23 protein-coding genes and 1 pseudogene are annotated in these 24,145 nt (G+C 47.5%); 16 read left to right on the top strand and 8 right to left on the bottom strand.

Translation table 11 applies throughout. The features are described from left to right. Nucleotides 1-97: 97 nt before the first annotated feature. Entirely contained in the window at nt 98-1,162 is a 1,065-nt protein-coding gene (locus UH38_RS14885) for a hypothetical protein (protein WP_045055449.1), read from the top strand. A 100-nt stretch (nt 1,163-1,262) separates the two neighbouring features. On the opposite strand, the gene UH38_RS14880 is transcribed toward UH38_RS14885, so the two are convergent. From UH38_RS14880 to UH38_RS14850, 7 genes are all read right to left on the bottom strand, one after another. Next, nucleotides 1,263-1,688, bottom strand: coding sequence for a phage holin family protein (locus tag UH38_RS14880; protein WP_045055448.1), 426 nt, complete (start codon nt 1,686-1,688; stop codon nt 1,263-1,265). A gap of 144 nt (nt 1,689-1,832) precedes the next feature. Beyond that, nucleotides 1,833-2,246: a DoxX family protein gene (locus UH38_RS14875; RefSeq protein ID WP_045055447.1), complete on the bottom strand. Its 414-nt coding sequence runs from the start codon at nt 2,244-2,246 to the stop codon at nt 1,833-1,835. Nucleotides 2,247-2,295: 49 nt separating this feature from the next. After that, nucleotides 2,296-2,478 (bottom strand): hypothetical protein, encoded by a 183-nt coding sequence (locus UH38_RS14870; protein WP_045055446.1) that lies wholly within the window; start codon nt 2,476-2,478, stop codon nt 2,296-2,298. Then, nucleotides 2,475-2,738, bottom strand: coding sequence for a hypothetical protein (locus UH38_RS14865; protein ID WP_045055445.1), 264 nt, complete (start codon nt 2,736-2,738; stop codon nt 2,475-2,477). Before UH38_RS14865 ends, UH38_RS14870 begins: the two co-directional genes overlap by 4 nt. 169 nt (nt 2,739-2,907) lie before the next feature. Beyond that, nucleotides 2,908-3,465: an HdeD family acid-resistance protein gene (locus UH38_RS14860; protein ID WP_045055444.1), complete on the bottom strand. Its 558-nt coding sequence runs from the start codon at nt 3,463-3,465 to the stop codon at nt 2,908-2,910. 48 nt (nt 3,466-3,513) lie between these two features. Continuing rightward, entirely contained in the window at nt 3,514-4,893 is a 1,380-nt protein-coding gene (locus tag UH38_RS14855; protein WP_045055443.1) for a glycoside hydrolase 100 family protein, read from the bottom strand. A 303-nt stretch (nt 4,894-5,196) separates the two neighbouring features. Further along, complete coding sequence (locus tag UH38_RS14850) at nt 5,197-6,114, bottom strand: DUF2382 domain-containing protein (RefSeq protein WP_045055442.1); 918 nt, start codon at nt 6,112-6,114, stop codon at nt 5,197-5,199. 317 nt (nt 6,115-6,431) lie between these two features. On the opposite strand from UH38_RS14850, the gene UH38_RS14845 reads away from it, so the two are divergent. From UH38_RS14845 to UH38_RS14825, 5 genes are all read left to right on the top strand, one after another. Beyond that, nucleotides 6,432-7,595, top strand: coding sequence for an HhoA/HhoB/HtrA family serine endopeptidase (locus UH38_RS14845; RefSeq protein ID WP_045055441.1), 1,164 nt, complete (start codon nt 6,432-6,434; stop codon nt 7,593-7,595). A gap of 109 nt (nt 7,596-7,704) precedes the next feature. Then, nucleotides 7,705-8,277 carry a DUF3611 family protein gene (locus UH38_RS14840; RefSeq protein WP_045055440.1) on the top strand — a complete coding sequence of 191 codons (573 nt, stop codon included), beginning with the start codon at nt 7,705-7,707 and terminating at the stop codon, nt 8,275-8,277. Nucleotides 8,278-8,707: 430 nt separating this feature from the next. Continuing rightward, nucleotides 8,708-10,870, top strand: a complete 2,163-nt coding sequence (locus UH38_RS14835; protein ID WP_045055439.1) for an amylo-alpha-1,6-glucosidase — start codon at nt 8,708-8,710, stop codon at nt 10,868-10,870. 171 nt (nt 10,871-11,041) lie between these two features. After that, entirely contained in the window at nt 11,042-11,926 is an 885-nt protein-coding gene (locus tag UH38_RS14830) for an SMP-30/gluconolactonase/LRE family protein (protein WP_045055438.1), read from the top strand. Nucleotides 11,927-12,098: 172 nt separating this feature from the next. Then, on the top strand, nt 12,099-12,905 hold the full coding sequence (locus UH38_RS14825) for a glucose 1-dehydrogenase (protein WP_045055437.1): 807 nt from the start codon (nt 12,099-12,101) through the stop codon (nt 12,903-12,905). Nucleotides 12,906-13,029: 124 nt separating this feature from the next. Here the strand turns inward: UH38_RS14825 and UH38_RS14820 are convergent, their stop codons facing one another. Continuing rightward, complete coding sequence (locus UH38_RS14820; protein WP_200892449.1) at nt 13,030-14,463, bottom strand: phospholipase D-like domain-containing protein; 1,434 nt, start codon at nt 14,461-14,463, stop codon at nt 13,030-13,032. A 234-nt stretch (nt 14,464-14,697) separates the two neighbouring features. Here UH38_RS14820 and UH38_RS14815 point away from each other — a divergent pair, with 234 nt between their 5' ends. The 10 genes and pseudogenes from UH38_RS14815 to UH38_RS14770 all read left to right on the top strand — a co-directional run bounded on the left by UH38_RS14815 (nt 14,698) and on the right by UH38_RS14770 (nt 24,092). Further along, complete coding sequence (locus UH38_RS14815) at nt 14,698-17,031, top strand: arylsulfatase (RefSeq protein WP_045055436.1); 2,334 nt, start codon at nt 14,698-14,700, stop codon at nt 17,029-17,031. A 60-nt stretch (nt 17,032-17,091) separates the two neighbouring features. Next, nucleotides 17,092-18,342: an anaerobic sulfatase maturase gene (locus tag UH38_RS14810; RefSeq protein WP_045055435.1), complete on the top strand. Its 1,251-nt coding sequence runs from the start codon at nt 17,092-17,094 to the stop codon at nt 18,340-18,342. Nucleotides 18,343-18,607: 265 nt separating this feature from the next. Next, nucleotides 18,608-18,808 (top strand): annotated as a pseudogene (locus tag UH38_RS14805) (SDR family oxidoreductase); the annotation flags it as partial. A 60-nt stretch (nt 18,809-18,868) separates the two neighbouring features. Then, nucleotides 18,869-19,450 carry an NADPH-dependent FMN reductase gene (locus UH38_RS14800; protein ID WP_045055433.1) on the top strand — a complete coding sequence of 194 codons (582 nt, stop codon included), beginning with the start codon at nt 18,869-18,871 and terminating at the stop codon, nt 19,448-19,450. A 97-nt stretch (nt 19,451-19,547) separates the two neighbouring features. Beyond that, a complete protein-coding gene (locus tag UH38_RS14795) occupies nt 19,548-19,961 on the top strand; it encodes a DoxX family protein (protein WP_045055432.1) in 414 nt (137 codons plus the stop codon). 88 nt (nt 19,962-20,049) lie between these two features. Next, on the top strand, nt 20,050-20,346 hold the full coding sequence (locus UH38_RS14790) for a hypothetical protein (RefSeq protein ID WP_045055431.1): 297 nt from the start codon (nt 20,050-20,052) through the stop codon (nt 20,344-20,346). A gap of 107 nt (nt 20,347-20,453) precedes the next feature. After that, nucleotides 20,454-21,179: a dioxygenase family protein gene (locus UH38_RS14785; RefSeq protein ID WP_045055430.1), complete on the top strand. Its 726-nt coding sequence runs from the start codon at nt 20,454-20,456 to the stop codon at nt 21,177-21,179. Then, nucleotides 21,176-21,823: a protocatechuate 3,4-dioxygenase subunit alpha gene (gene pcaG / locus UH38_RS14780; protein WP_072044928.1), complete on the top strand. Its 648-nt coding sequence runs from the start codon at nt 21,176-21,178 to the stop codon at nt 21,821-21,823. Before UH38_RS14785 ends, pcaG begins: the two co-directional genes overlap by 4 nt. A 239-nt stretch (nt 21,824-22,062) precedes the next feature. Next, on the top strand, nt 22,063-23,574 hold the full coding sequence (locus UH38_RS14775; protein WP_144405692.1) for an SLC13 family permease: 1,512 nt from the start codon (nt 22,063-22,065) through the stop codon (nt 23,572-23,574). 155 nt (nt 23,575-23,729) lie between these two features. After that, entirely contained in the window at nt 23,730-24,092 is a 363-nt protein-coding gene (locus tag UH38_RS14770; protein ID WP_045055429.1) for a YidH family protein, read from the top strand. Nucleotides 24,093-24,145 lie beyond the last annotated feature (53 nt).

The following is a 24,145-nucleotide window of genomic DNA, read 5'->3' as shown; positions in this document are numbered from 1 at the left end:
TGCCCTTTACAATAATGGCTGGTAAAATTTCGTCAATTGCTCTAATTTGAATCGCCGCGCTCAAGCTTCACATAAACAACTAAGTAGAAATCCTAAGATGCCAAGGTGGATCGACCGCACAGTTCATGCATTGAGTGGAACAACGTTTAGGCTCATTCTCTTAATAGCTGGATTCTTCGTGCTTTGGGGAATGCTAGCACCAGTCACTACGATTATCTGGTGGCTTAACCAAACTGCCGAGAGTTTAGGTTTGGAGAACAACGAAGAGGAAAAGCCTGATGTGTTGCTTCAGCCTTCTACCAATGCTCCAACCACAAAGATTGATTGCTACATTGTGTTTCTAGCAGGTGTCGGGAACTTTTCACCCGATGAGATTACGTCAGGAGAAAAGTATTTTATCGATCGCCTTGCAGAACGCCATCCTAACTGTGTTGTCGTGCGAGATGTGTTTCCTTACTCTGTAGTTAACCGAGATCTCAGTCAAGATCTATTAGCTCCGTTGTGGCAAGCTTCAAAAGAAACTAATGGCATACTCAGCAATGTTTTGGTTCAAGTGCGTAATCTGTGGCGGTTTGCGATTTCAGCCGACGATCGCTATGGTCCAGTTTACAACTTAAGCATTGCTTATACAATCGTCGATCGCATGAATGCCGCGTATCCGATCGCTCAAGCTGATAAACCAATTAACTTGATTTTAATAAGTACAAGTGGTGGAACTCAAGTTGCCTTGGGTACAACGGAGCATCTGCGGGACTGGATTCCCAAAGCTCGGATCGTGAATGTGTCGATCGGGGGCACGTTCGAGGGCAGAGCAGGCTTTAATCATGCAAATCATGTGTATCACTTGTATGGCAATCAAGACTGGGTACAAACGCTGCCGCGTGTAGTCTTTCCAGCACGATGGAGATTTGTGGTCGGGTCTCCGGTGAATCAAGCCCGAAGGCAAGGGCGCTACACCGTTTGCAATGTGGGCGATCGAGAACATACCGGATCTAAAGGGTATTTTGGCGATGCGATACCTTCGGTAAGCTTCGCTAACGCACCCAATGGCATACCTTACGTAAAGCAAACTATTGAGCAAGTCGATCGACTGCCAATTTGGTCAATTGACCAACCACTTACTTCCCGATGCCCCGTTCAGAAAACACCTGAGCAACAGTAATAGAAAATTCATACTTTCAACTGCAACATAGTAGCTTTTAGCAGATGGTACTCTTGGTTCCGATCGGTATGCAGTTCGCATCTGGGAACAAGAGCAATATTCAGGGCAAACTTAAATAAACTACGATTGTCTCCTGCTTGACCGAGACTGCAACCAAGCCAAGCTGGCGCAAAATGAAAAAGAGAATCGAGTTGACAATGCTAAGAGCGTTAGCGAAGCTTACCGAAGGTATCGCTCCTAAAATTGCACTGCCAATTCCCCATCGCAAGCGAAATCCCTCAACCAAACAAGCTGCCAGACCAAACACAATTATCCTGCCGATTAGGGGAATCAACCCCAAACTTAAAATGGCATTGGTAGCTCTAAACCAACCAGGAAACAAACTCCAGATGCCATTGAACGCACCGATAATTGCCCCAGCAATCAGCGCAATCCAAGGATTATCAACTTCAACACCTGTGGGTAGTTTTGAGATGATTAGTAAACTAATTGCAATGACGACAACAGAAACAAGAAAGCCAATCATTTATGCACTCCTGGGATTCAACTGGGAAGGTTTTTCCAAGCAAAGCATTTGCGATCGCTCACTCAAGGCTGAGTAATGTTGAAAATCAAACCGCATCCGCACTTTCGGCGCAAAACCTATGCACTCAAGCGCCATGAAAGCTTTTTATTCCAACGCCGCAGACATTGCCCTCGATCTTCCGAAGATAGAAGTAATACTCCAGACTCCCGCTCCTCGTGCAGCGATGTAGAGGAAGAGGAAACAGTAAAGAACCGCTAACTCACCTTGATTTACGATTGGCAGAAATCCGTGTGAAGCGTGCATCATGAAGTAGGCGACTGCCATTTCGCCACTGGCAACAAAAGCTGCATAACTTGCTAGAAATCCTAGAGCAATCAGCAATCCGCAAACGAGTTCGAGAATTCCGCCCACTCCTAAAAGTGAAGCTAAAGGGACTGGAGATTTGCCCCCTGGTATACCAAACACCTTCTGGCTACCATGCATGGCAAACATAAGACCAGAAATTATTCGCAAAATTGCATAAATGTAGGGTGAATATTTTTCCAAAAATTGATTCATTGTTAAATGCTCCCTCAGCAATTAAAGTGTGATGAGAATTATTAGTTTTTTACAGCACTCGATGCTCCGTCCAGTTTTGCACGCCCCGATCTTTGAGAATAGATTGGGCTTGTTTCAATTTTGCCTCACTACCTTCAATCACCAATAAGTAATGCCCTTGAGCGAGTTGCTCATCGTAAAAACGAGCTTGTTTGGTAGAGATGCCTTGTCCGAATGCAGCCCCAAGAATCATCCCTGCAATACCTGCATAGAATGTTCCAACCAAAGCCCCAACGACAGCGGCTTTGGCTCCCAAAAATGAGATGCCCCAACACCTAGAACCAATAGCATTGTCAGACCAATAAGTATTCCAGTCATCCCACCCAAGACACCACCATCAATTACGTCATGTTCTAGCTCTTGGATGGTTTCATGTCGCTTGAATTTGTTTTCAGCCTGAATCTCAGAGTTTTGAGGATCGCTTTGTTTGGCAACAACAGAGACTTTGTGCATGGGGAATTCAGCCTGTTCAAGTTGCTAGAGTGCAGATTCGATCGCACGCGCGATCGACAAACACGCCGACTGCATGATGATGAATTGTTGGACTACACTCTTTTAGCTTGACTGCTTAACCTAAACTTAATTGTTTTTCTTAAGCATTGCGTTAGCTGCGATCGCTCACTCAAGGCTGGTTATAACGCGGTAATGAACCTAGGGTAATCATCCTAATGCCATCAAACAAAAGGACAATTCCTACCCAAGTCCCGATCAGCCAAGGTGCATTGAAGGGCCATTGCGACCAAAGGAGAATCCCCAAAATAATTGCTAAAATTCCACCGAATAACACCCAACCCCAACTACGAGCAGGACGTATCTGGAAAGCTAAAATCGTTTGCAGCACGCCTTGAGCAAAGATGGTAATTCCTAATATTAACGTGAGTGCGATCGCTCCCCCAAGGACGTTGGATAAGACAATAATGCCAGCGCCAAGATAGAGAACACCTAACAGCACTTTCCAAATAACCTGACCTGCTCCCTTTGACCCAAAAGCATAGACTATTTGAGCAATGCCCGCAAAAATGAACAGCCAACCAAACACCATAGTCGAAGCAATCGTTGCGTATAAGGGTCGAGCAATAGCGATTAGTCCTAAAATCACTAACAAGACACCAACTACAATCTCTGTTCCCGATCCACCAGTTCGTTCTCTATCTCTAACTTCAGGATCTTCAACTCTCATATAGAGCTCCTTTTTTTTATACAGTGTAGTGGTAGATTTTTCGTTACCTTACCGCAACCCACAAACTGGACTTTCAGCTTCCTCATCGAAACTGAATAACTCGATATGTTTTGGGTTATTCATTATCTCTTTTGCAGCTAGCAATCCGGCAATCGTCCAAGTGTGATAAATTCTGGCTTCTTTACCTATCAATCGTCCTTGCTTGCCGTCATAATACTCAGGAAATCTATCTTCAACTAAACGAGATTCGGCAAGAGCGATCGCTTTTTGTGCCAGTGCTTGCCGCCCTGTTTTTTGCGCGGCAGCAGCAAATAGCCATAGTATTACGGGCCAGTTGCCACCATTGTGATAAGACCAAGGGATGTTTTTGGGATCGGAGCCAGTCACAATCCGCCACTCTACTCCTTCTACCGCCGGAAAGCAAATTTTCAAGGGCATAAATCCCATCAAATCTGAAGTGCGCTCGTCATATAAATTCATAATGCTTTGCGATTCCTCGCTGCTGGCTGGAGAAACTAAAATCGCCATTAAGTTGCCCAAGGCGAAAAAGCGAAAATCCATGTGTCCTGGTCCCAAATTTCCTGCTAAGTAGCCTGCTGTTTCGGGCAACCACTGGGTTAACCATGCGGGGATTGATTCGGGATGAATGTTGAATTTGTTAGCTACTTCTTTACCAAACTCGTCATTTTTAAAACGATAAATTTCATTGACTCGCTGCAAATTTAACCAGTAGTATTCGCGAATGTGGTATCTTAAAGCACCCAACCTTTGGGAAACAGATTGAAGATAGAAGTCGCCACCATTTTCAGGCAATAACAGTTCTTTTGCTGTCCGCAAAGCAGCATAGAACAATACTTGAATTTCCAAGGGATGCCCGCCAACTCCCATCCGACGGTCGATCATAAACGCACCATCGAGAACTGGCAAGGTAGGATACATGGAAAACCGATGCGCTAGACACAAATCTAGAATCAGTTTGATTCCCGTTTGTACATCCTCTTGATGAGCAAGCGCAATATCTCCTGTGGCTTTAACGTAAGCTCGTAATAGCAGCATCCACCACAAACAAGAATCAACCGGAGGAACGCGAGCGATCGCGCTTTCGCCAAAATCAGCTACGATAAATTCCTGCGTGCCATCGTGTTGTACTTTAAAGCTAGCGGGCATCAAACCTGGTCCTGGCGCAAAGCAATCCATTTCGCGATCGTGGTTTTGTTGCATTGCTAGCGTTTCGATTAAGAAGTTTCGCACGATTTGGGTTCTGCCATGCATGAGAAATAGCAAAGCACAGGGGACGAAATCGCGAACAAAACACTGGTCGTAATTAAGTGCTTGCAGTTGAGGGTCTTGAGCCGCAAGCGTACCAATTGGTCGCCCTTGATAGTAAATAATGGACTTTTCCAACAGTTGCCAGGCTTCTTCCCACATAGATATTTACGCTAGAGTACCCCTAAAAAAGCTTAACGACAGCATTACATTCACTAAAATTAGTTATAGTGAATAATCTATAGTTAATCTCTCGCTCGACCTTTCAATATGGTGCAGTCATTCTAAGCTCGAAAAACCGCATTCCATTAAAAGCATCTCTATTTGCTCAAAAGCCAGTCGGAGATAAACATGACTTGCAGTAGCAAATATTTGCATCAGCTATTAATAACATCTGAAGATACCCATATTAAAAGAGGGCATCTCAGATGTCGCCATACCTAAAGATTATTAAATGAAAAATCCTTAGATTCTTCTATCTACATCTGAAGGATTTTGGGTATTAATATCTAGCTTTTCGCGGCGGACTGTTTCTTGGGCTTCAACAGTATCTTGCTCTACCTCTTTCCTGATTCTTACTTCCTCACCCACAACGGTTTCTTTGCGAATATCAGGAGTTTCTTCGTAGAGTTGCACGTGTGCTACTTCCCCTTCCTGGAAAGCACCAGTAGTAGGCGAAACTGGCGTACCAGCATTAGTTGGAGTCACTCGCTCAATCACAACTTGCTCTCTTTCGATGGGAACTGAAACTTGTGCTGTTTCGGTTTCGACACGTTTGCCAATTGCTACTTCTCCTGCACTGCGGCGCTGTTTGGATGCAACTAGCCTCTCTTCGTACAATTTGAGCGTTTGTTGATCTTGATGGTTGATATCGTACAGATGTGGCTCTTGCTCGTAAGTGTAGGTACTTCGGTCATAATTTGCAGCAGGAGCCGGAGCGGGGATAGCTTCTGTTGTAGGAGCTTGATATGCCTTCGGTGTGTCTAAAGGTGCTGATGATTCCAAAGCTGCTGACCTTTCTATGGGCGCAGTGCGATAAACTCCTCTTACTTGCTCTTCATAATCGTTATCGATTCTTAAGTCATCATTAAACTCAGGCAGATTCTGTGCTTGCTCTTTAGTGAAACCTAAAGCATACACCCGTTTGCTACTAGGAAAAATCCGAGTACGCCCAACAGGCAGTAATACTTGCTTGCCAAAAATCCAAAATCCCGTATCAACAACTAAATACCGGAAACGACCTGCTTCATCAACTAAAATGTTTTTGACGCTACCAACCTTTTCATCATCTTGGTCTGTGTAAACATCAAGCCCGACAATATCATCACGACCAGCAGCGTCTTGGTAATCTGAATCGAAATCTTTGAGTTTGTAAAGAACCATATCAATCCTATTCAAGTTGTTTTAAAACACTTAATTAATAAAAATCAAATTATGGTCATTTACTATATCTACCCAAAGTATGAATATGCATTTTATTTAAAAACTTAAGTATTATTAGTAGTAATTGTATCTTTAATTAATTGACTACTTACCACTTAAAGATGATTTTGAAAATAAACTACTTAATACTTAAAGATGATTTTGAAAATAAATTATTTTTATAAGCTAATTATGTAAAAAATATAGGGTAATCAGTGAAAAATGTATGAATAATTCACTTGCTACCAAATATACTGATACAGGTGAGTTTTATAACTATGAAGTGTTTCAAGAGAGAACCTAAGCTCTATCTAGCAATGTTGATTATTGGCAGCAGTATAGGATGTACTGATATTAGAAATAGGCAAGCTACACAAACACAACCTGATGCCAGCAATACTCAACAAAATTCGCCTAATCAAGTTGCCACCCAGCCGAATAATATCAATTTTGTTGCCGAGGTTGCTCAAAAGGCAGGTCCAGCAGTGGTGCGTATCGATGCCACCCGCACCCTCGCTGCGCCGGAAAATAGAGATTCTTTATTGGAGCGTTTTTTTGGTAGCGAAGTACCTCAGCAGCGAATCGTACGCGGCAGTGGTTCTGGATTTATTATTAGTGCCGATGGTCGCCTTTTGACTAATGCCCATGTTGTGGAAAATGCCGATGAAGTTACAGTTACTCTCAGGGAAGGCAGAAGTTATGCTGGTAAAGTTATCGGTGCAGATCCAGTCACAGATGTAGCTGTAGTCAAAATTGAAGCAAATAATTTACCCACAGTTCAACTAGCAAATTCTGATAATATAGTTGCCGGACAATGGGCGATCGCCATTGGTAATCCTTTAGGTTTAAATAACACAGTTACTCAAGGTATTGTTAGTGCTACTGGACGCAGTGGCTCTGATATCGGTATTCGAGACAAGCGCCTTGATTTTATCCAAACCGATACGGCAATTAATCCGGGTAACTCTGGCGGACCATTACTAAATGAGCAAGGAGCGGTAATTGGTGTGAATACAGCAATTATTGGCGGCGCGCAAGGATTGGGCTTTGCAATACCAATTGACACAGCACAGCGGGTTGCCAACCAATTAATCGCCACTGGTCAAGTTTATCATCCCTACATAGGCATTCGTTTGATTGAATTGACACCTGCTATTGCTCAAGAAATCAACCAAAGCAATCTTGGTTTTAAAGTAGATCGCGAGCAAGGAGTTTTAATCGTAGATGTAGCTGCTAATTCTCCAGCAGCGCGTGGTGGTTTACGACCTGGCGATGTGATTACCCAAGTCAAAGGAGCAACAGTTCAAAACGCCGACCAAGTGCAAGATCAAATAGAAGCAACGCCAAGAGGAAGCACTTTGCAATTTGAAGTTAGCCGCAATAATTTACCTCAAACTATTACAGTTAGACCAGAACAATTACCAGCAGCTTCATCTAGCTAAAAGTAGAAGTTATTAGCAACTTTTGGCGCTATCCTTCAAGCGTAGAACTGTTGAATGAAAACTTTGATTGCAGACAAAAAACATTTTATCATTCTTAAGAAAAACAAATATGACAAGTGAATTAAACTCCTACTTACCTGCACCGACTAAACAACGATTTGCCGCAACTTTTCATGTAGTCAGGCGGATTAGCTTCTGGGTACAGTTAGCACTCGGTGCTGTATCTTTTTTAGCTTTACTGTTGGCTGTATTTAGCCGCAATGTTACTGTCCAAACAACGACAAATCCCGTCATGGGGTTTGGCGTTTTTTTAGGGATTTGTGGAATTTTAGTGCTGTGCTTCAGGCTGTATTTGTCTTTTCGTTACAGGCGTTTGGACAAGCTTTTACAGTCACCTAGTCGTGAATTACACCCCACAAAACAAGATGTAATTCGAGTATTAAATACAGGATTAATTGTGAGTTCGATCGGTCTTGGCTTGGCTTTTTTAGCATCGGAACTAACTATTGCTGTGGTCGCAGCAAAGGCTATAGCAATACCTCAAGGCGTTGCAGTTTATACATCCAAGAATTTTATTCGTCCGTTGGATATTTTTGTAGTATTAGCAAACGTCAATCTGATTGGCGCTCATTTTGTTGGGAGCGTGACTGCACTAGGGCTATTTAGCTGGTTAGATCAGTAGTAAATAGCACTCTTGTAATTGCAGATATAAAGTTGCAGCAACCAGAGAATGCCCTAAAAGAGCGCAAACCTTTAATAGAGTTTGTTTTCTCTGGTAGTTGGAATCAAACACCTGTAGTTACAAGGTAAAAAGAACAGCGCGATCGCGCTGTCATGTTGTACATTGCACATTTGGGACGTAGAGCGCGATCGCGCAAGGTATTAAAAGTTACGGGAATAAGGTGTTAGCAGCAGTTGGCATTGGCGGTAAAGTATCGCGTACCTCGCTAACCAAAGATCGAGAAGCCCAGTTACAGCAAGTTCTTTCAAACAGAGGTGTTACAGTTTAAGTCACTACAAGTTTGAAATGTCAATTTAATACTAAAACAACAGATTTCTCGACCCCTCTTAGGCACGAACAAGCATACAGACGTTGATAGCAGGAGCAATGTATGCGGATTAGTATTGAAAAACCGATTTTAAGAATTAATCATAGCAGTACCTTTATGGTAACTGACCTGGCGGGACAAATTCAGCCCAACAGTTATTTTGGCATCTTCTCCGACGACACTCGCTTTTTGAGCTACTATGCCTGCTATATAGACGGTCATGCCTGGGAGCGTCTGACCTCGACAACACCCACCTACTACGCTGCTCGAATTGAGCTAACCAATCCAGAGTTTACGTCTAGAGATGGCAAGATTCCTGCTGGAACGCTGTCATTGGCGATTAGTCGCACGGTGCAAGAGGGAGTTCACGAAGACCTTGACCTGATTAATTATGGACTTGCATCCGTCCAGTTTAATTTAGAAATTGCGCTGCGATCGGACTTTGCCGATATTTTTGAAGTGGAGTCGCGTCAATTCGTGCGACGAGGACGGCTTGAAACTCGTTGGGATGAAGAAAATAACGAGCTATCTACAACTTACACCAACGGAGATTTCTTTCGTCGCCTGACCTACAAAATCAGTAATTGCTCCTGCCCACCGCACTTTGCCAACGGACGCATTACCTTTGAAATAAAGCTGCAACCTAGTGAAACCTGGCACGCCTGCTGTGGCTATACCTTAGCAGGCAACGATCGCGTTCGCAAGCCAGTCAATTTTTGCTACGAGGCAATGGTGGACAACCAGATTATCAACACCGAAGTAGAAAGACTATACCACGATTGGCTGAACAGTGTTACGGCTGTCAACTCGTGTAACGAGGCAGTTAATCGCCTTTACCGCCAATCTGTTGAGGATATAGGGGCGCTGCGCTTATTCGATTATGATGTTGAACCTGATATTTGGCTACCAGCGGCAGGTGTACCCAAGTTTGTCACTTTATTTGGGCGAGACAGTTTGATTGTTAGCCTGCAAACCACGATCGCCCATGCCAATTTTGCGCGGGGAACGCTGAAAAAACTGGCACAGTTGCAGGCAACCGAGGACGATGATTGGCGCGATGCCGAACCTGGGAAAATTTTGCACGAAATTCGTCGGGGGGAACTTGCGTACTTAAGACAAGTGCCGCACACGCCCTACTACGGTACTGCCGATGCTACGCCGCTATTTTTAATCTTGCTGCATGAAGCGTGGAAATGGCTAGGGGATGAGTCGCTGCTACAAGAACACAGAGAAGCGGCATTACGTTGCCTAGAATGGATCGATCGCTATGGCGATCGCGACGGTGACGGGTTTCAAGAGTATCAAACCCGCTCTGCACGCGGCATAGAAAACCAAGGCTGGAAAGATTCGGGAGACTCTATCGTCTACCCGGATGGTAGCCAGGTCAAAGCACCTATAGCTCTGTGCGAACTCCAGGGTTATGCGTTTGATGCTCAAATGCGGATGGCGGAAGTTTTTGAGGCGTTGGGAGAAAGCGATCGCGCTGCCACACTCAGAACCAAAGCCGCCGCTCTGCAAAACCGCTTTGAAGAAAAATTCTGGTGCGAGGAGTTGGACTGCTATGCCTTTGCCCTCGACCCTGATAAGCAACCAGTGCGCTCTGTAGCTTCCAATACAGGACACTGCCTCTGGAGCGGTATTGCTAGACCCGATCGTGCCGCAAGGGTGGTACAGCGACTCCTGCAACCTGATATGTGGACTGGTTGGGGCATTCGCACTCTATCAACTCAAAACCCTGCTTGCAATCCCTTTTCCTATCACCGGGGTTCTGTGTGGCCTCACGACAATAGTATCATTGCCCTAGGCTTTAAACGTTATGGCTTCGCCCTAGAAGCGGCACAGGTGGCACAGGGCATTTTCAATGCTGGCACCTATTTCGCTAGCGATCGCTTGCCAGAATTGTATGCGGGTATTGAGTGCCGACCAGGAACGTTCCCAGTTCCGTATCTAGACGCGAACGTCCCACATGGCTGGGCAGCCGCGTCTGTGTTTCAATTGCTTCAGTCAATGCTCGGTATCCAAGCCGACGCACCTGGTGGCTACCTTTATGTCGATCCTTATCTTCCAGACTGGCTGTCTGATATAACGCTTTCTGGACTAGAGGTTGGCAATGCGATCGTTGACTTAAAATTTTGGCGGGAAGGCGATCGTACCTGTTGGGATGCTCTTGTGCGATCGGGCAAAATTGAGGTGAAAGCAAAACCTTGGCAACCCCGATCGGCTTAACTGAAAAGGTAGAAGGTTTGCATTGCATCAAGCACGGGCTGTTTTGAAAGATGGATGACAGCAGAAGAAAGACTGGGAGAATTGACCGACAGCATATTTGGTAACACCTCCAACTGCTGGGAATTGGTTTGGTTCCCTGTAAATTACTTGTATAAAATAGGGTAACTATCCATGACTTTAATCCAATCATCGGTTCAAAATGTTCTTTCTGCTCGCGCCCGTTTAGGGGAATGTCCTCTTTGGGATGAGACTAATCAACGGCTCTACTGGGTGGACGTTTACAACCAGCGAGTGCATGAGTTTGACCCCACTAGCGGACGCGATCGCTACTTCGACCTAGACAGCGTAGTTAGCGCGATCGCTTGCTCTGGCAAAGATCGATTACTGGTGGCTCTGCGCGATCGCCTCGTATTCCTAGATCTCCAGATAGGAAGCATAGAACACTTGTACCAAATTGAATTTCCCCATCCCGATACCCGCTTCAATGATGGCAAATGCGATCCTCAAGGACGCTTTTGGATTGGCTCCGTCAGCGAAATACCAGGACAAGCAGCCCTCTACCGCTACGATCCAGATGGTTCCCTGCACCTAATGGAAACAGGGTTAACTATTTCTAACGGGCTAGGTTGGAGTCCAGATGGAGCAACTTTTTACCTAACTGACTCGGCTCAACACAAAATTTTTGCCTATCGCTTCGATCCGCAAAGCGGTTCAATTAGCGATCGCCGTATAGTGGTTGACCTAAGTAATGAAGCAGTAGAACCTGATGGGCTAGCGATCGATCGGCAAGGGAATCTCTGGTCTGCACTCTGGGATGGTTGGTGTATTGTCTGCTTCAATTCAATAGGGCAAGAAATACTCCAGGTGAAAATGCCAGTGCAGCGTCCTACCTGTCCCACTTTTGGAGGCACCGATCTAACCGATCTTTATATCACCTCTGCATCAGTTGGGCTAAGTCAAAAAGAAATTCAACAAGGATTCTTTGCAGGTGATTTGTTTCGCCTCTCAACAGTTTTCCCCGGAATGCCAGCTCATCGGTTTGATGATTCGATATGAACATAACCATTGGCAGACATTTTTAATCTTTAAAGAGTTCAAGATAAATCTATGAATCATCAAAATTGCATTTCTATCAGTGTTTAATACACTTCGTAAGGTATCAACTATCGTCGAGTTACTTAGTCATCGTTGAAAGCGTTCCTGTCGTGTTTTTAGGAGAAGACTTGTAATGCAAGGATTAGCAGGGAAAAATGCACTAATTACCGGAGCTAGTTCCGGCATTGGGCAAGCGATCGCAATTCGACTAGCTACTGAAGGTTGCAATATTGCCATCAACTACCGCAAGAGTCCTGAAGGTGCCGAAGAAACAGAAGAAATAGCAATGCAAAAAGCTTGCGGACAAGTTGAAGAATGCGGCGTGAAATCGCTACTCGTTCAAGGTGATGTTTCTCAAGAAGCAGATATTATCGAGATGGTGAATGCGGTTGTCGAGCAATTTGGCAGCTTGGATATTCTCATCAACAATGCCGGAATTCAGCTAGAGTGTCCATCGCATGAAATTCCTACCCTCGATTTTGATAACGTGTTGTCTGTAAATCTTCGCGGTGCTTTCTTATGTGCGCGTGAAGCCATTAAGCATTTCCTGTCTCGAAATCGTGGCATTATTATCAATGTCTCTAGCGTTCACGAAAAGATTCCTCGACCTTTTTATGCTAGCTATTCAATCAGCAAAGGGGGAGTGGAAAATCTGACGAAAACACTGGCGCTAGAGTATGCCGAGCGTGGAATTCGCGTCAATGCGATCGCGCCTGGAGCCACCATTACGCCAATTAACGAAGCTTGGGTAAACGACCCACAACAGAAAGCAGTTGTAGAAAGTCATATTCCTATGGGTCGTGCTGGAACGGCAGAGGAGATGGCTGCTGCGGTTGCTTTTCTGGCATCTGAGGAGGCTGCTTACATCACAGGACAAACTTTATTTATTGACGGAGGGCTGACTCTCTATGCCGATTTCCGAGAAGCGTGGTCAGCATAATTTGACTTTGGATGCAGGTATTTTCGATTTTGGATTGAATACACAATTATATTTTTCGAGGTGTCCATAGGTCGAGCTATAGGTTCTTTCCAAAGATGTTGAAGATATGAATTTATCCCTTGTGCTAGAGTTGCCACCGTAGTAGGAGGAAGGATTGACCTATCAATTTTTGCCACCAGGGTCGTTTTTGCCAGGTTGACCGCTCAATACGATTGCTCTTTTCAAAAGCGCCCTGAAGCAATTTTTCAACGGTTGGTGCAAAGTCTGGATCGAACCACGCCAGATTTAATTCATCGTTGTGATAAAAGCTGCGAGGATCGAAATTTGCACTACCCAAGCTAATCCAATCGCGATCGACTAACATCAGTTTGGCGTGGATCATGCTGGGTTGGTATTCGTAAATTGCAATTTCAGCAGATAGAAGATGCCGATAGCGTTCGCGAGCAGCATAGTAAACGGGCGGCTTGTCGTTGCGGGCGCTAGTTGTCACGATCCGCACATCCACACCGCGCTTTTTAGCTTGAATCAGGGCAGTACGAGTATTGCGATCCAAAATGAAGTAAGGGCTAGCAATCCAAATTCGCTGCTGTGCAGCTTGCAGGCTGAACCAAAATAGGGCGTTAATCGACGAAATCTTACTCTCGGCATCGTGAGGAATAACCAGCATTGACTTTGCCTCAACAGAAGATTGCTGCGGGGGAAAATATCCTCCACTCGCCTTGCCATCCTCATAAAGCCAGTGCCGCAGAAAGATGCCTACAAGAACAGGCACAATAGCGTTTTCTAACTCGATTTCGCAATCCAGCCAAGGCGCTGTGTCTCCGATTTTGGGATCGCCGTCCCAGTTATCTGACACACCCATTCCACCAATGAAGGCGACTGTTCCATCAACGATCAATAGTTTGCGATGGCTGCGGCTGAGATATTGCAAGGGGGCTTTCAATTTAAAGGGATGAAAGAAGCGCACCTCAACGCCAGCCGCCCTAAGCCGTTTCCAGTAGGAAAACGACATTTTATGCGTGCCAATGCGATCGACTAGAACTTGGACGCGAACGCCACTTTGCGATCGCTCGATTAATGCGTCCGCAAACTCATTGGCACGCGCTCCCGGTGTCATGAAAAAGGTTTCAAACTGAATGATGTGTTGTGCTTTTCGGATCGCCGCTAACCGTGCTGCATAAATTTGATGCGGCTGCGACCAGAATCCACAGATGTGGGCTTGAGTCGCAAGCGATTGCGAGAAGCCCATTAACAGTGGCAGAAAATTTGCATCGCTCAACACTAAGCGACGATCGGAGCGGTACTGTACTTTAGGTTCAAATACCCCTCGTAGATACAAAATTAACCACGCGATAATTAGGACTGCAACGAAAAGAATAATATCTGTCCAAGCCATAGCTTCCCGCACAAATTGCCAGGTATCGTTAGACTGTATCAGGTTAACTTGATGGCTGAGGTCTTTCAGGGGATAGACCTTTTCTTGAGTATGACGATTAGCATCGTAATAACTACAGCGACTCCATAGAGCCAGATGATATGACGAGCCGCTAAATACCATCTCAACAAAATATGAGCAAGTCAGAATAGTCTTGACGATAATTAAGGCAACCTGTTAAAAGAGACACTATTTACAAGATATTTAGCGCGATGCAGATCTCATTCTACAGTTAGATGTTTAGTTAATTATTACACAGTTAGCTAAGAATATTCTGTTGGCTATTTACCTGAAAATCCGAGCAGACAAAATCCCTGTTTATTGTTGTCGGATTGCACATTTATCAGGAGACACTTAATGGTAGATTCCACAAATCGCTCCGATCGACTGCCGCTACCGCCTCACAAGTTTCAGGGACAGATTGGCATTACTTACACTGATTCTCAACCTGACGTTCTCGCAATGCCCTCTGCACCAGAGGATGCACCGAATGTTCTCGTGATTTTGCTCGATGATGTCGGCTTTGGACACGCTAGCACCTTTGGCGGTCCTATCAATATGCCGACCTTACAAAAATTAGCAGATACAGGATTACGCTACAACTGCTTCCACACAACTGCCCTGTGTTCTCCGACTCGTGCAGCGCTATTGACTGGACGCAACCACCATTCTGCTCATACCGGAGTCGTGATGGAAATGGCAACCGGATATCCAGGGTATGACGGTAGAATCCCAAAGGACTGCGCCTGCATTGCTGAGATTCTCAAACAGAATGGCTACAACACGGCTGCTTTTGGCAAGTGGCACCTGACACCCACTTATGAAACGAGTGTTGCGGGACCGTTCGATCGCTGGGCAACGGGCTTAGGCTTCGAGCATTGGTGGGGCTTCCACGGCGGGGAGACAGATAATTGGAATCCTCCCTTGTACGAAAACACAACGCCAACCCAAAAGCCGCAGGATGACCCAAACTGGCATCTCTCAGAAGGCATGGCGGAAAAATGTATTAGTTGGATTGCTCAACAGAAAGCTGCCGCACCCGATAAACCCTTTTTTGCTTACTGGGCACCGGGTGCGGGTCATTCTCCTCACCATGTTCCGAAAGAATGGGCAGATCGCTACAAAGGCAAATTCGATCGCGGGTGGGATCGGCAGCGTGAAGTCACTTTTGAGCGTCAAAAGCAACTCGGTGTGATTCCACCGGATACCCAACTCACGCCGCGACCTGATTCTATTCCTGCTTGGGAGGACTGTTCTGCGGATGAAAAGCGTCTCTATGCTCGAATGCAAGAAGTATTTGCTGGATTCGTGGAACACGTAGACGCGCAGATTGGCAAGGTCGTCGATACGCTGGAAGCGATGAATCTGCGCGAGAATACCCTGATTGTCTATATAGTGGGTGATAACGGTCCCAGTCCTGAAGGCTCCCTCACCGGAACCCTAAACGGGATGAAGTCGATGCAGGGATTCCCGGATGATGTCAGTACCATGCTGAAGCACATTGATGAGATCGGTAGTTCTCGTTTTGAAAACAACTATCCGGTTGCTTGGGGCTGGGCAGGTTCGTCACCGTTCCAGTGGATGAAGCAAATTGCGTCTCACTTTGGGGGAACCCGCAATCCGATGGTGATATCTTACCCAGCAAGGATCGAGGACAAAGGGGGCTTGCGATCGCAATTTCATCATGCGATCGACCTTGCTCCGACGATCTTAGAAGTGGCGGGTATTCCCGAACCGCGCGAGGTAAATGGCGTGCCGCAAAGACCGATCGAGGGCACATCAATGGTTTACACCTGGGATAATAAAACTGCACCAAGTCGCCGCACCACTCAATACTTCGAGATTCTAAGCAATCGGGCACTCTATCACAACGGATGGGTGGCAGGCTGTCGCAGGGGTAAACTCCCCTGGCAGTCTTCTGGCGGTACTTCTTTCGAGAATGACATCTGGGAGCTATACAACATCGAGCGGGATTTCTCTCAAGCAAATGACCTCGCAAGTCAAAATCCTGGGAAACTGCGGGAGTTACAAGATCTGTTCATGGTAGAAGCGGCAAAGTACAATGTGCTACCGCTCGACGATCGCTTTGCCAATCGCGCCGATGCTAACCTTCGCCCTAGCTATATCAAAGGCAAACAGCAATTTGTTTATCTCCCGAATACCATTCGATTGCCTGAAGCCTCTTCCCCGAACACCAAAAATGTTCACCACACTTTAGCAGCGGAAATTGTGATTCCCGAAGGGGGAGCAGAGGGCGTACTGGTTGCCTGTGGAGGGTTAGCTGCTGGTTATACCTTGTTTATCAAAGACAACAAGCTGCACTGGGAGCATAACTGGTTCACGAGCGATCGCTATCGCGTTTCTTCAACAGAATCGCTTTCTCCAGGACAGTACAGGGTCTCTGCTGAAGTCACTGTAGATGAGGAAGGCAAACCTGGTACAGGTGGCAATGTCAAGCTCCGAATCGGTGAGAAGATTGTGGGCGAAGGTCGATTTGAGAAGCAGGTTCCCTATTGGTTTACCTTCAACGAAACCTTCGATGTGGGTTGCGATACAATTAGTCCTGTTTCGGATGCGTATGAATCTCCCTTTACCTTCACAGGGACGATCGAGCGAGTGCTAGTAAACTTAAGTGGTGCAACGGTTGACGATCGCGCTGCAAAGACAGAAATTGCAATGGCTATTCAGTAACCGATTACCCCTTTCCGTACCAGATTTTAGACAATCTCCAGTCTCAATTCACACGAAGCCATGTTGCCTACCCTTTCTCAGCAGGTTCCTTCTGCATTTCACCTCCTGGCAAAACCGACGGGTGCAATCTGCAATCTAGACTGCCAATACTGTTTCTTCTTAGCCAAAGAACAGCTATATCCTGGCAGTAAGTTTCGGATGACGGACGACCTGCTAGAAACTTACATCCAACAGCTTCTAGAAGCTCATTGCACCCCTGAAGTTACCGTAGCTTGGCAAGGAGGTGAACCCACGTTGATGGGACTGGAGTTCTTCCGTCATGCGGTTAACCTGGTTGAAAAATATAAAAAACCAGGGCAAACCGCGATCCATACACTGCAAACGAACGGCACTCGCCTAGACGATCAATGGGGGCGTTTCTTCAAGCAGCACAACTTCCTAATCGGGTTGAGCATCGATGGATCTCAACACCTTCATGATGCTTATCGCGTTGATAAACAAGGACGGGGTAGCTTTGCTCGCGTGATGCAGGGCTGGAAAATTCTCAAGCAGCACAATGTTGATTTCAACATTCTCTGTACGGTGAATGCAGCCAATGGCGATTGTCCGTTGGAGGTCTACCGCTTTTTCCGGGACAAGTTAAAAGCCAGACATATTCAATTTATTCCAATCGTGGAGCGCATGAATGAGGACGGCTCTACTCTAGTTCAGGCGGGAAATCGGGTGACAGAGCGATCGGTAAAACCAGAGCAGTTTGGGCAGTTCTTGATTACCGTATTCGATGAATGGGTGCGTCGAGATGTCGGAACAGTCTTTATCCAGCACTTCGATGCAGCGTTAGCAAACTGGGTTGGGGTCACACCAGGAGTTTGCATTTTTGCTAAAACTTGTGGTCAAGCCCTCGCTTTGGAACACAATGGCGATCTCTATTGCTGCGATCACTTTGTAGAACCAGACTATAAGTTAGGCAATATTCAAGAAACATCGATGCTGGAACTGGTAGCATCCGAGCAGCAACGTCAGTTTGGACAAGCTAAACATGACTCATTACCGCAATACTGTCGCCAGTGTGAAGTTCGTTTTGCTTGCAATGGCGGTTGCCCAAAAAATCGCTTTATCACCACTCCCGATGGAGAATCTGGGCTGAACTATCTGTGCGCTGGCTATCGAGCATTTTTTAACCATATTACCCAACCGATGCAGATGATGGCGGATTTGCTGCGTCAGGGTCGCTATGCCGATGAAGTCATGGGATTGCTACCAGGGCAAGAACAAAAAGTGAAGCGCAAACCTGTTGGATTTGGTACTTAGAACAGGGGCAAAACCTAGGTACCAAACAAAGCTTGCAAAGGCAGATCGCTCAAGAATTCATTGGATAGAAAAAGACAATATGACATTGCGGAGCATAGGCAAAAGAAGATGCTATTTACAAGAATTTACGAAATTTGCAGTAAAGACATAACTATCAGGAGAAGCTTAAGATGAGTATTAACGGTAAATTCGCTCTTATCACGGGTGCCGGACAAGGAATCGGGCGCGCGATCGCTCTAAGGCTGGCGAAGGACGGCGTATGTAGATTGAGAGCGATCGGCGTATGGCTGAAATCACGGGAGCCAAAATCGGCGAGAGCTACGACAAGTTTGTGGGTGGCATCGCGCTGGGGCGGGCACAAACGCCTGAAGATGTCGCCGCCTTCGTTTCCTACCTAGCAGGACCGGATTCAGATTACATGACGGGTCAGGCTCCGCTGATTGACGGCGGACTTGTCTATCGTTAAGCGATCGCAACCGTTTTAATTGCCACATCATTAAACTAACAATTACCAATTCCCCTGACTATGAGCGATTCTCCTCGAATTTTGGCGTTTGCAGGCAGTGCCCGGAAAGACTCTTTCAATAAGCGCATTGTGCAAATTGCAGCAAATGGAGCAAGAGCGGCAGGAGCCGATGTCACTTACCTCGATCTTCGAGATCTGCCACTTCCTCTGTATGACGAAGACCTAGAATCTGAGCAGGGTATTCCTGAAAATGCGATGAAGCTGAAGGAACTGATGAAATCTCATCAAGGCTTTCTCATTGCTTCGCCGGAATACAATAGCTCGATTACACCCTTGCTCAAAAATGCGATCGACTGGGCATCGCGCCCGTGCGGAGATGAGCCAATATTAGCTGCTTTTCTCGATAAGGTAGCAGGCATTATGAGTGCGTCACCAGGCGGCTTAGGCGGATTAAGAGGTTTGGTGCATTTGCGATCGCTGCTCGGCAATATTCAAGTTTTGGTATTGCCCGATCAGTTTGCAGTGATGGGAGCGCATGAGGCATTTAATCCAGATGGAACGCTGAAAAACTCACAGCAGCAAGAAGCGATCGAAAAAATCGGAGCAAAGGTTGCAGCAGTTGTGACAAAGCTGAATGGATAGCTGTCACGTTCATCAAATCAGTTCGTCGCTGCCAAGAAAGATAGCTTTCCAGTCTCTATTTAAAGCTGTCTTATTGAAAACGTAGAGGTATTTAACAATGGAACGGTTTCTCAAGCAGTATTCACCGTATCTTTATGCAACTTTACGACGAATCTTCGCAGGTCTGATGTTCGCCATGCATGGCAGCCAGAAAGTATTTGGCATACCGGGTGACAAATCTCCTGTTCCCTTAGCTTCACTGCTGGGAGTGGGCGCAACTCTCGAACTCGTTTGCGGATTGCTGATTGCGCTAGGACTTGTAGCAAGCTATGCAGCGTTCATTGCCAGTGGTGGAATGGCGGTTTGCTACTTCGTGATGCACTTTCCGCAAGGTTTTCTACCGATCCTCAATCAAGGGGAATTAGCCGTCCTTTACTGTTTTCTCTTTCTCTACATTGCCGCCCAAGGATCGGGAGTCTGGAGCATTGAGGCACTCCTTGGAGGGAGAGAGAAGCCTGCTGTTCTCACTTAAAATAGACGGGCAAATTCCGAATACTGAAATTTTGGTTGCTGTTCAGCAAGGTAGAGGGAGTTAAAGATTCATTAATAAGGGAGATTGTATGGGCTGCTTATTTGCCATTTTCGCTGGTTTGTTCCCACGCCTGGGTGTGCTGCTGATTTGGCTGGCGCGTCCGGTCTTATTCACTGCTGCTTTTGGTGGCTTCTTCTTGTGGCCGCTCCTGGGCATCATCTTCCTGCCGTTCACCACGCTGATGTATGTGCTCATCTGGACACCGGTCGTCGGCATCGGTGGGTTGGGATGGTTGTGGATCCTCCTAGCCTTGTTGATCGACCTCGGTGGCTGGGGCAGCACCGGCTACGCCAACCGCAACCGCTACCCCCGTAGACGAGTTTAATCATGTCCCGACATCGTCTGCAAAGATTATTCATTGATGAAGCACGTTGTTGCTCTCATCCGTTCGCCCAAACTGTCATCGAGTGAGTTTTATCATAAGGAGGATTAATGAGTACAGAAACACAAACTGGGAAACCGACACAAGGTCATTACCCCTATGAAGCGTGGGAAGATGTTACCCGGAACGAACCGCACCTGTCCAGCATTGATGAGCCGCTAACATTGTCGGAACTAACATCACCATTCAAGGCGCTCGATCCCGTCAAACCCGAAGAAAGCGACCTCACAACCAATGCTGGCACTGGCGGCGAAGCTATCGGTCAGCGCGTCATCATTACGGGTCGCGTGCTTGACGAAAACGGCGAACCAATCCCCAACGTAGCGATCGAAATCTGGCAAGCGAATGCGGCAGGACGCTACAACCACGAACTCGACTCGTGGCGGGGACCACTAGACCCCAACTTCGTGGGGCGGGGGCGCTGCACGAGCAATGAGCAGGGCGTGTACCGCTTTCTCACGATTCGCCCCGGTGCCTACCCGTGGAGAGATGACACGAACGAGTGGCGACCAGGACATATTCATTTGTCGGTGATGGGACCGTCGATCGTTTCCCGAATGGTGACTCAGCTTTACTTTCCCGGCGATCCATTGTTTGCGCTTGACCAGATCTTTCAGTCGATTCCAGAAGCCGATCGAGAGCGTGTCGTGTGCCGCTACGACCACGAACTCACCGAACCAGGTTGGGCGATGGGCTTTCGTTTCGACATCGTTCTGCGCGGCTCACAAGCGACACCTTTTGAAACCAATCTCGATCGCAACGGAGGTCAAAAATGACGCTCGCTCTGACACCAACACAAACGGTTGGTCCATACTTTAGCCTGGGCATGATGCCGGAAGACTCTAATGTTCTCGTGCAGTCGAACACCGAGGGCGAACACATCCGCATCGAGGGAAATATCTTTGACAGCGACGGCGATCCGTTATTCAACGTGCTGCTCGAAATTTGGCAAGCTAATGCTCATGGGCGCTACAATCACCCGCTGGATCGGCGATCGTTGCCGCTCGATCCGACCTTTAGCGGTTTTGGTCGCACAAGCACCGATGCTAACGGACACTACTGGTTTCAAACGCTCAAGCCCGGTCCGGTGCCGTACCCAGAGGACGGGATGCAAGCGCCGCACATCGTCGTGTTGGTCCATGCCAGCGGGGTGTCCCATCCCCTGATTACGCGCATATACTTTGCAGATGACCCGCGCACCGAAACCGATCCGATTCTCCAGGGTGTCCCCCCCAACCGTCGATCGACCATGCTTGCCAAGCGAGAGGAGCGTGATGGGGAAACCGTGTACCGATTTGATATTGTGCTGCGCGGCGAAGCCGAAGATCTGGTCTTAGAAGGCAAGCTCGTCGATGAAGCTACAGACGATGCGGTGCGTGGCACAGGCAAGGCTGAAACAGTGTTTTTGGCGCTGCGTTAGGGAAGCGCACAAACATTAGCAGAAGTGTGTTTCAAAGATGCGATGTGCAGTCTGCCGCATTTCCGGTGCATGGACCCAAGAAAAAAGCAGTCCGCGATGTCTATGAGCAGGAGGCAACGTTTGATAAATGAACAGAGGCTGAAAATGGCGGACACCAGGTATGTTGCTTTGCGATCGCAGGTGTGGACGAACAACTCGATCGAGCGATCGCTACATTTCCTCATCAGCAGGAAAAACCAATGACCAAAAGACCACGCTCCAGCGGCAGAAAACCGATCGCTGCTTCCAGAGTCCGCCAACGCAATCGGGCGGAGCGCGCTCCAACGGCGGACGGTCGCGATTCCACTTTGAGCAAGGTGGGGGTTATCCTTGGACCCGTGCTGTTCCTTGCGATCTTGTTCTTGCCGATTCCCGGTTTAGCAACTCCCGCGCGTGGCGTGCTGGGTCTAGCAGCGTGGATGGGCGCTTGGTGGGTAACTGACGCGATTCCAACTGCGGCTACAGGCTTGTTACCGCTGGTTGTGTACCCGCTGCTGGGTCCGCCTGAACTCAATGATGTTGGGCAAACTTATGCCGATAACACCATCCTTTTGTTTTTGGGTGCGCTGCTGCTGGCGCGCGGCATTTCCCGTGCCCAGATCGACGAGCGGGTTGCCCTGCACATTTTAAAAATCTTTGGGGGCAGCCCGCGCCGACTGGTGGCTGGCTTCATGGTGGCTTGCGCGGCTATCAGCGCTTGGATTAGTGCTGCCGCCACTACGGTGATTATGCTGCCCGTCGCCCTTTCTGTGGTTGCCACCGTGGGCGACGAGGGGCAGCGCCGTCGACTGGGCAAGTGCTTGGTGTTAGCCGTAGTGTACGCATCAACTCTGGGTGTCTTGTCCACCATTATTGCGACACCGCCCAATGCAGTGTTTGCGTCGCTTGCACCCCAGACCCTCGGCTTCGAGGTTGGTTTCGGGCAGTGGATGCTGATCGGCGTACCCATGAGCATCTTTTCGGTGGCGGTTGCCTGGGTCTACCTAGTTTACGTAGTTGCGCCCATCAATGATGTTTCGCTGGCTGAGGGAAACCGGGTCGTCGAGGAGCGTTTGCGCGCTCGTGGTCCGTTGAGCCGCGACGAAAAAGTGGTCGGCGCTGTGTTCCTGTTAACGGTCGTGGCGTGGGTGTCACGCAGCTTGGTGTGGGGGGATCTTTTACCGAACGCGAACAACGTGACGATTGCGATGGCAGGTGCTTTGACACTCTTCATGCTGCCCTCGGCTAAGGGTGGACGGCTCCTAGACTGGAAAACTGCGGTGAAGCTGCCGTGGGGTGTGCTGCTATTGATCGGGGGTGGGCTGGCTTTAGCCTTCGGATTTACCACCCTTGGCATCGATGTATGGATCGCGAACCGCTTGGGGTTTCTCGAAGCGTTGCCTGCTGTGGTTGCTGTAGCCATTATGACGACCCTGGCTATCTTTGTCGGTGAGATCATGAGCAACGCCGCGACCGCCGCGCTGCTGATTCCGATCGCTGCTCCATTAGCGGTGAAGATTGGGCTGAGTCCACTGCAACTGACGATGGCGGTGACATTAGCAGCGAGCTTCGGCTTCACATTGCCAGTCGGCTCGCCCTCGAACGCGATTGCACTTAATACCGGGCAGATTAACACAGTGCAGTTGGCACGATCTGGTCTGCCGATGAACTTGTTGGGAGTCATACTCGTTACCATTGCCTGCTACACACTGGTGCCACTGGTGTTTCGATAATCTTCTGTCAGGCAACAATGCAGGCTTGATGTCCAGTTTTGGTGAAGCAGGTCAACACAATCAGTCAGTGAATTTTTGTCATGCACCTTTGGGCAAACAGTCTCCAAGATTACCGAATCAATAATTTTTTTACTTTGGGAAAGTAACCATCGCTTATGAGTGTCACCGATGAACTTGCTAAAGAGCGCAACCGAGCCGCCGCCGAGCGAACACTCATGGCTTGGATTCGCACGAGTCTGTCGTTGATTAGCTTTGGATTTGGGATCGACCGCATTGTGACTGCGCTCCGGGGTCTAGGCAGTGCTAGTGAGGCGGTAGGGCTCTCGCGTAACATCGGGCTGAGTTTCATTGCGATCGGGGTCTTAGCGCTGTTACTTGCTACCATCGGTCATCGTCAAGACCTCCGCCGAATTAACCGAGGAGATTTCACCTACAATCCGCGCATATCTCTCGGTTTGGTCGTCGCCATTGCCCTCATGATAGTTGGGCTATTTGCATTTATTGGGATTTTGTTATGAGCTTGTACAACTACTGATATCAATTCACGAACAAACTGTTTGCAAAAGGTCTT

It is taken from the genome of Aliterella atlantica CENA595 (assembly GCF_000952155.1).
Lineage (GTDB): Bacteria > Cyanobacteriota > Cyanobacteriia > Cyanobacteriales > Chroococcidiopsidaceae > Aliterella > Aliterella atlantica.
The sequence above is the reverse complement of the archived record's forward strand: the minus strand, read 5'-3'. Positions and strand labels throughout refer to the sequence as shown.

Bases quoted from the DNA above. Each gene is read 5' to 3' on its own strand.
- UH38_RS14885 (WP_045055449.1), top strand. From the start codon at position 98: ATGCCAAGGTGGATCGACCGCACAGTTCATGCATTGAGTGGAACAACG.
- UH38_RS14880 (WP_045055448.1), bottom strand. From the start codon at position 1,688: ATGATTGGCTTTCTTGTTTCTGTTGTCGTCATTGCAATTAGTTTACTA.
- UH38_RS14875 (WP_045055447.1), bottom strand. From the start codon at position 2,246: ATGAATCAATTTTTGGAAAAATATTCACCCTACATTTATGCAATTTTG.
- UH38_RS14870 (WP_045055446.1), bottom strand. From the start codon at position 2,478: ATGATTCTTGGGGCTGCATTCGGACAAGGCATCTCTACCAAACAAGCT.
- UH38_RS14865 (WP_045055445.1), bottom strand. From the start codon at position 2,738: ATGCACAAAGTCTCTGTTGTTGCCAAACAAAGCGATCCTCAAAACTCT.
- UH38_RS14860 (WP_045055444.1), bottom strand. From the start codon at position 3,465: ATGAGAGTTGAAGATCCTGAAGTTAGAGATAGAGAACGAACTGGTGGA.
- UH38_RS14855 (WP_045055443.1), bottom strand. From the start codon at position 4,893: ATGTGGGAAGAAGCCTGGCAACTGTTGGAAAAGTCCATTATTTACTAT.
- UH38_RS14850 (WP_045055442.1), bottom strand. From the start codon at position 6,114: ATGGTTCTTTACAAACTCAAAGATTTCGATTCAGATTACCAAGACGCT.
- UH38_RS14845 (WP_045055441.1), top strand. From the start codon at position 6,432: ATGAAGTGTTTCAAGAGAGAACCTAAGCTCTATCTAGCAATGTTGATT.
- UH38_RS14840 (WP_045055440.1), top strand. From the start codon at position 7,705: ATGACAAGTGAATTAAACTCCTACTTACCTGCACCGACTAAACAACGA.
- UH38_RS14835 (WP_045055439.1), top strand. From the start codon at position 8,708: ATGCGGATTAGTATTGAAAAACCGATTTTAAGAATTAATCATAGCAGT.
- UH38_RS14830 (WP_045055438.1), top strand. From the start codon at position 11,042: ATGACTTTAATCCAATCATCGGTTCAAAATGTTCTTTCTGCTCGCGCC.
- UH38_RS14825 (WP_045055437.1), top strand. From the start codon at position 12,099: ATGCAAGGATTAGCAGGGAAAAATGCACTAATTACCGGAGCTAGTTCC.
- UH38_RS14820 (WP_200892449.1), bottom strand. From the start codon at position 14,463: ATGGTATTTAGCGGCTCGTCATATCATCTGGCTCTATGGAGTCGCTGT.
- UH38_RS14815 (WP_045055436.1), top strand. From the start codon at position 14,698: ATGGTAGATTCCACAAATCGCTCCGATCGACTGCCGCTACCGCCTCAC.
- UH38_RS14810 (WP_045055435.1), top strand. From the start codon at position 17,092: ATGTTGCCTACCCTTTCTCAGCAGGTTCCTTCTGCATTTCACCTCCTG.
- UH38_RS14800 (WP_045055433.1), top strand. From the start codon at position 18,869: ATGAGCGATTCTCCTCGAATTTTGGCGTTTGCAGGCAGTGCCCGGAAA.
- UH38_RS14795 (WP_045055432.1), top strand. From the start codon at position 19,548: ATGGAACGGTTTCTCAAGCAGTATTCACCGTATCTTTATGCAACTTTA.
- UH38_RS14790 (WP_045055431.1), top strand. From the start codon at position 20,050: ATGGGCTGCTTATTTGCCATTTTCGCTGGTTTGTTCCCACGCCTGGGT.
- UH38_RS14785 (WP_045055430.1), top strand. From the start codon at position 20,454: ATGAGTACAGAAACACAAACTGGGAAACCGACACAAGGTCATTACCCC.
- pcaG (WP_072044928.1), top strand. From the start codon at position 21,176: ATGACGCTCGCTCTGACACCAACACAAACGGTTGGTCCATACTTTAGC.
- UH38_RS14775 (WP_144405692.1), top strand. From the start codon at position 22,063: ATGACCAAAAGACCACGCTCCAGCGGCAGAAAACCGATCGCTGCTTCC.
- UH38_RS14770 (WP_045055429.1), top strand. From the start codon at position 23,730: ATGAGTGTCACCGATGAACTTGCTAAAGAGCGCAACCGAGCCGCCGCC.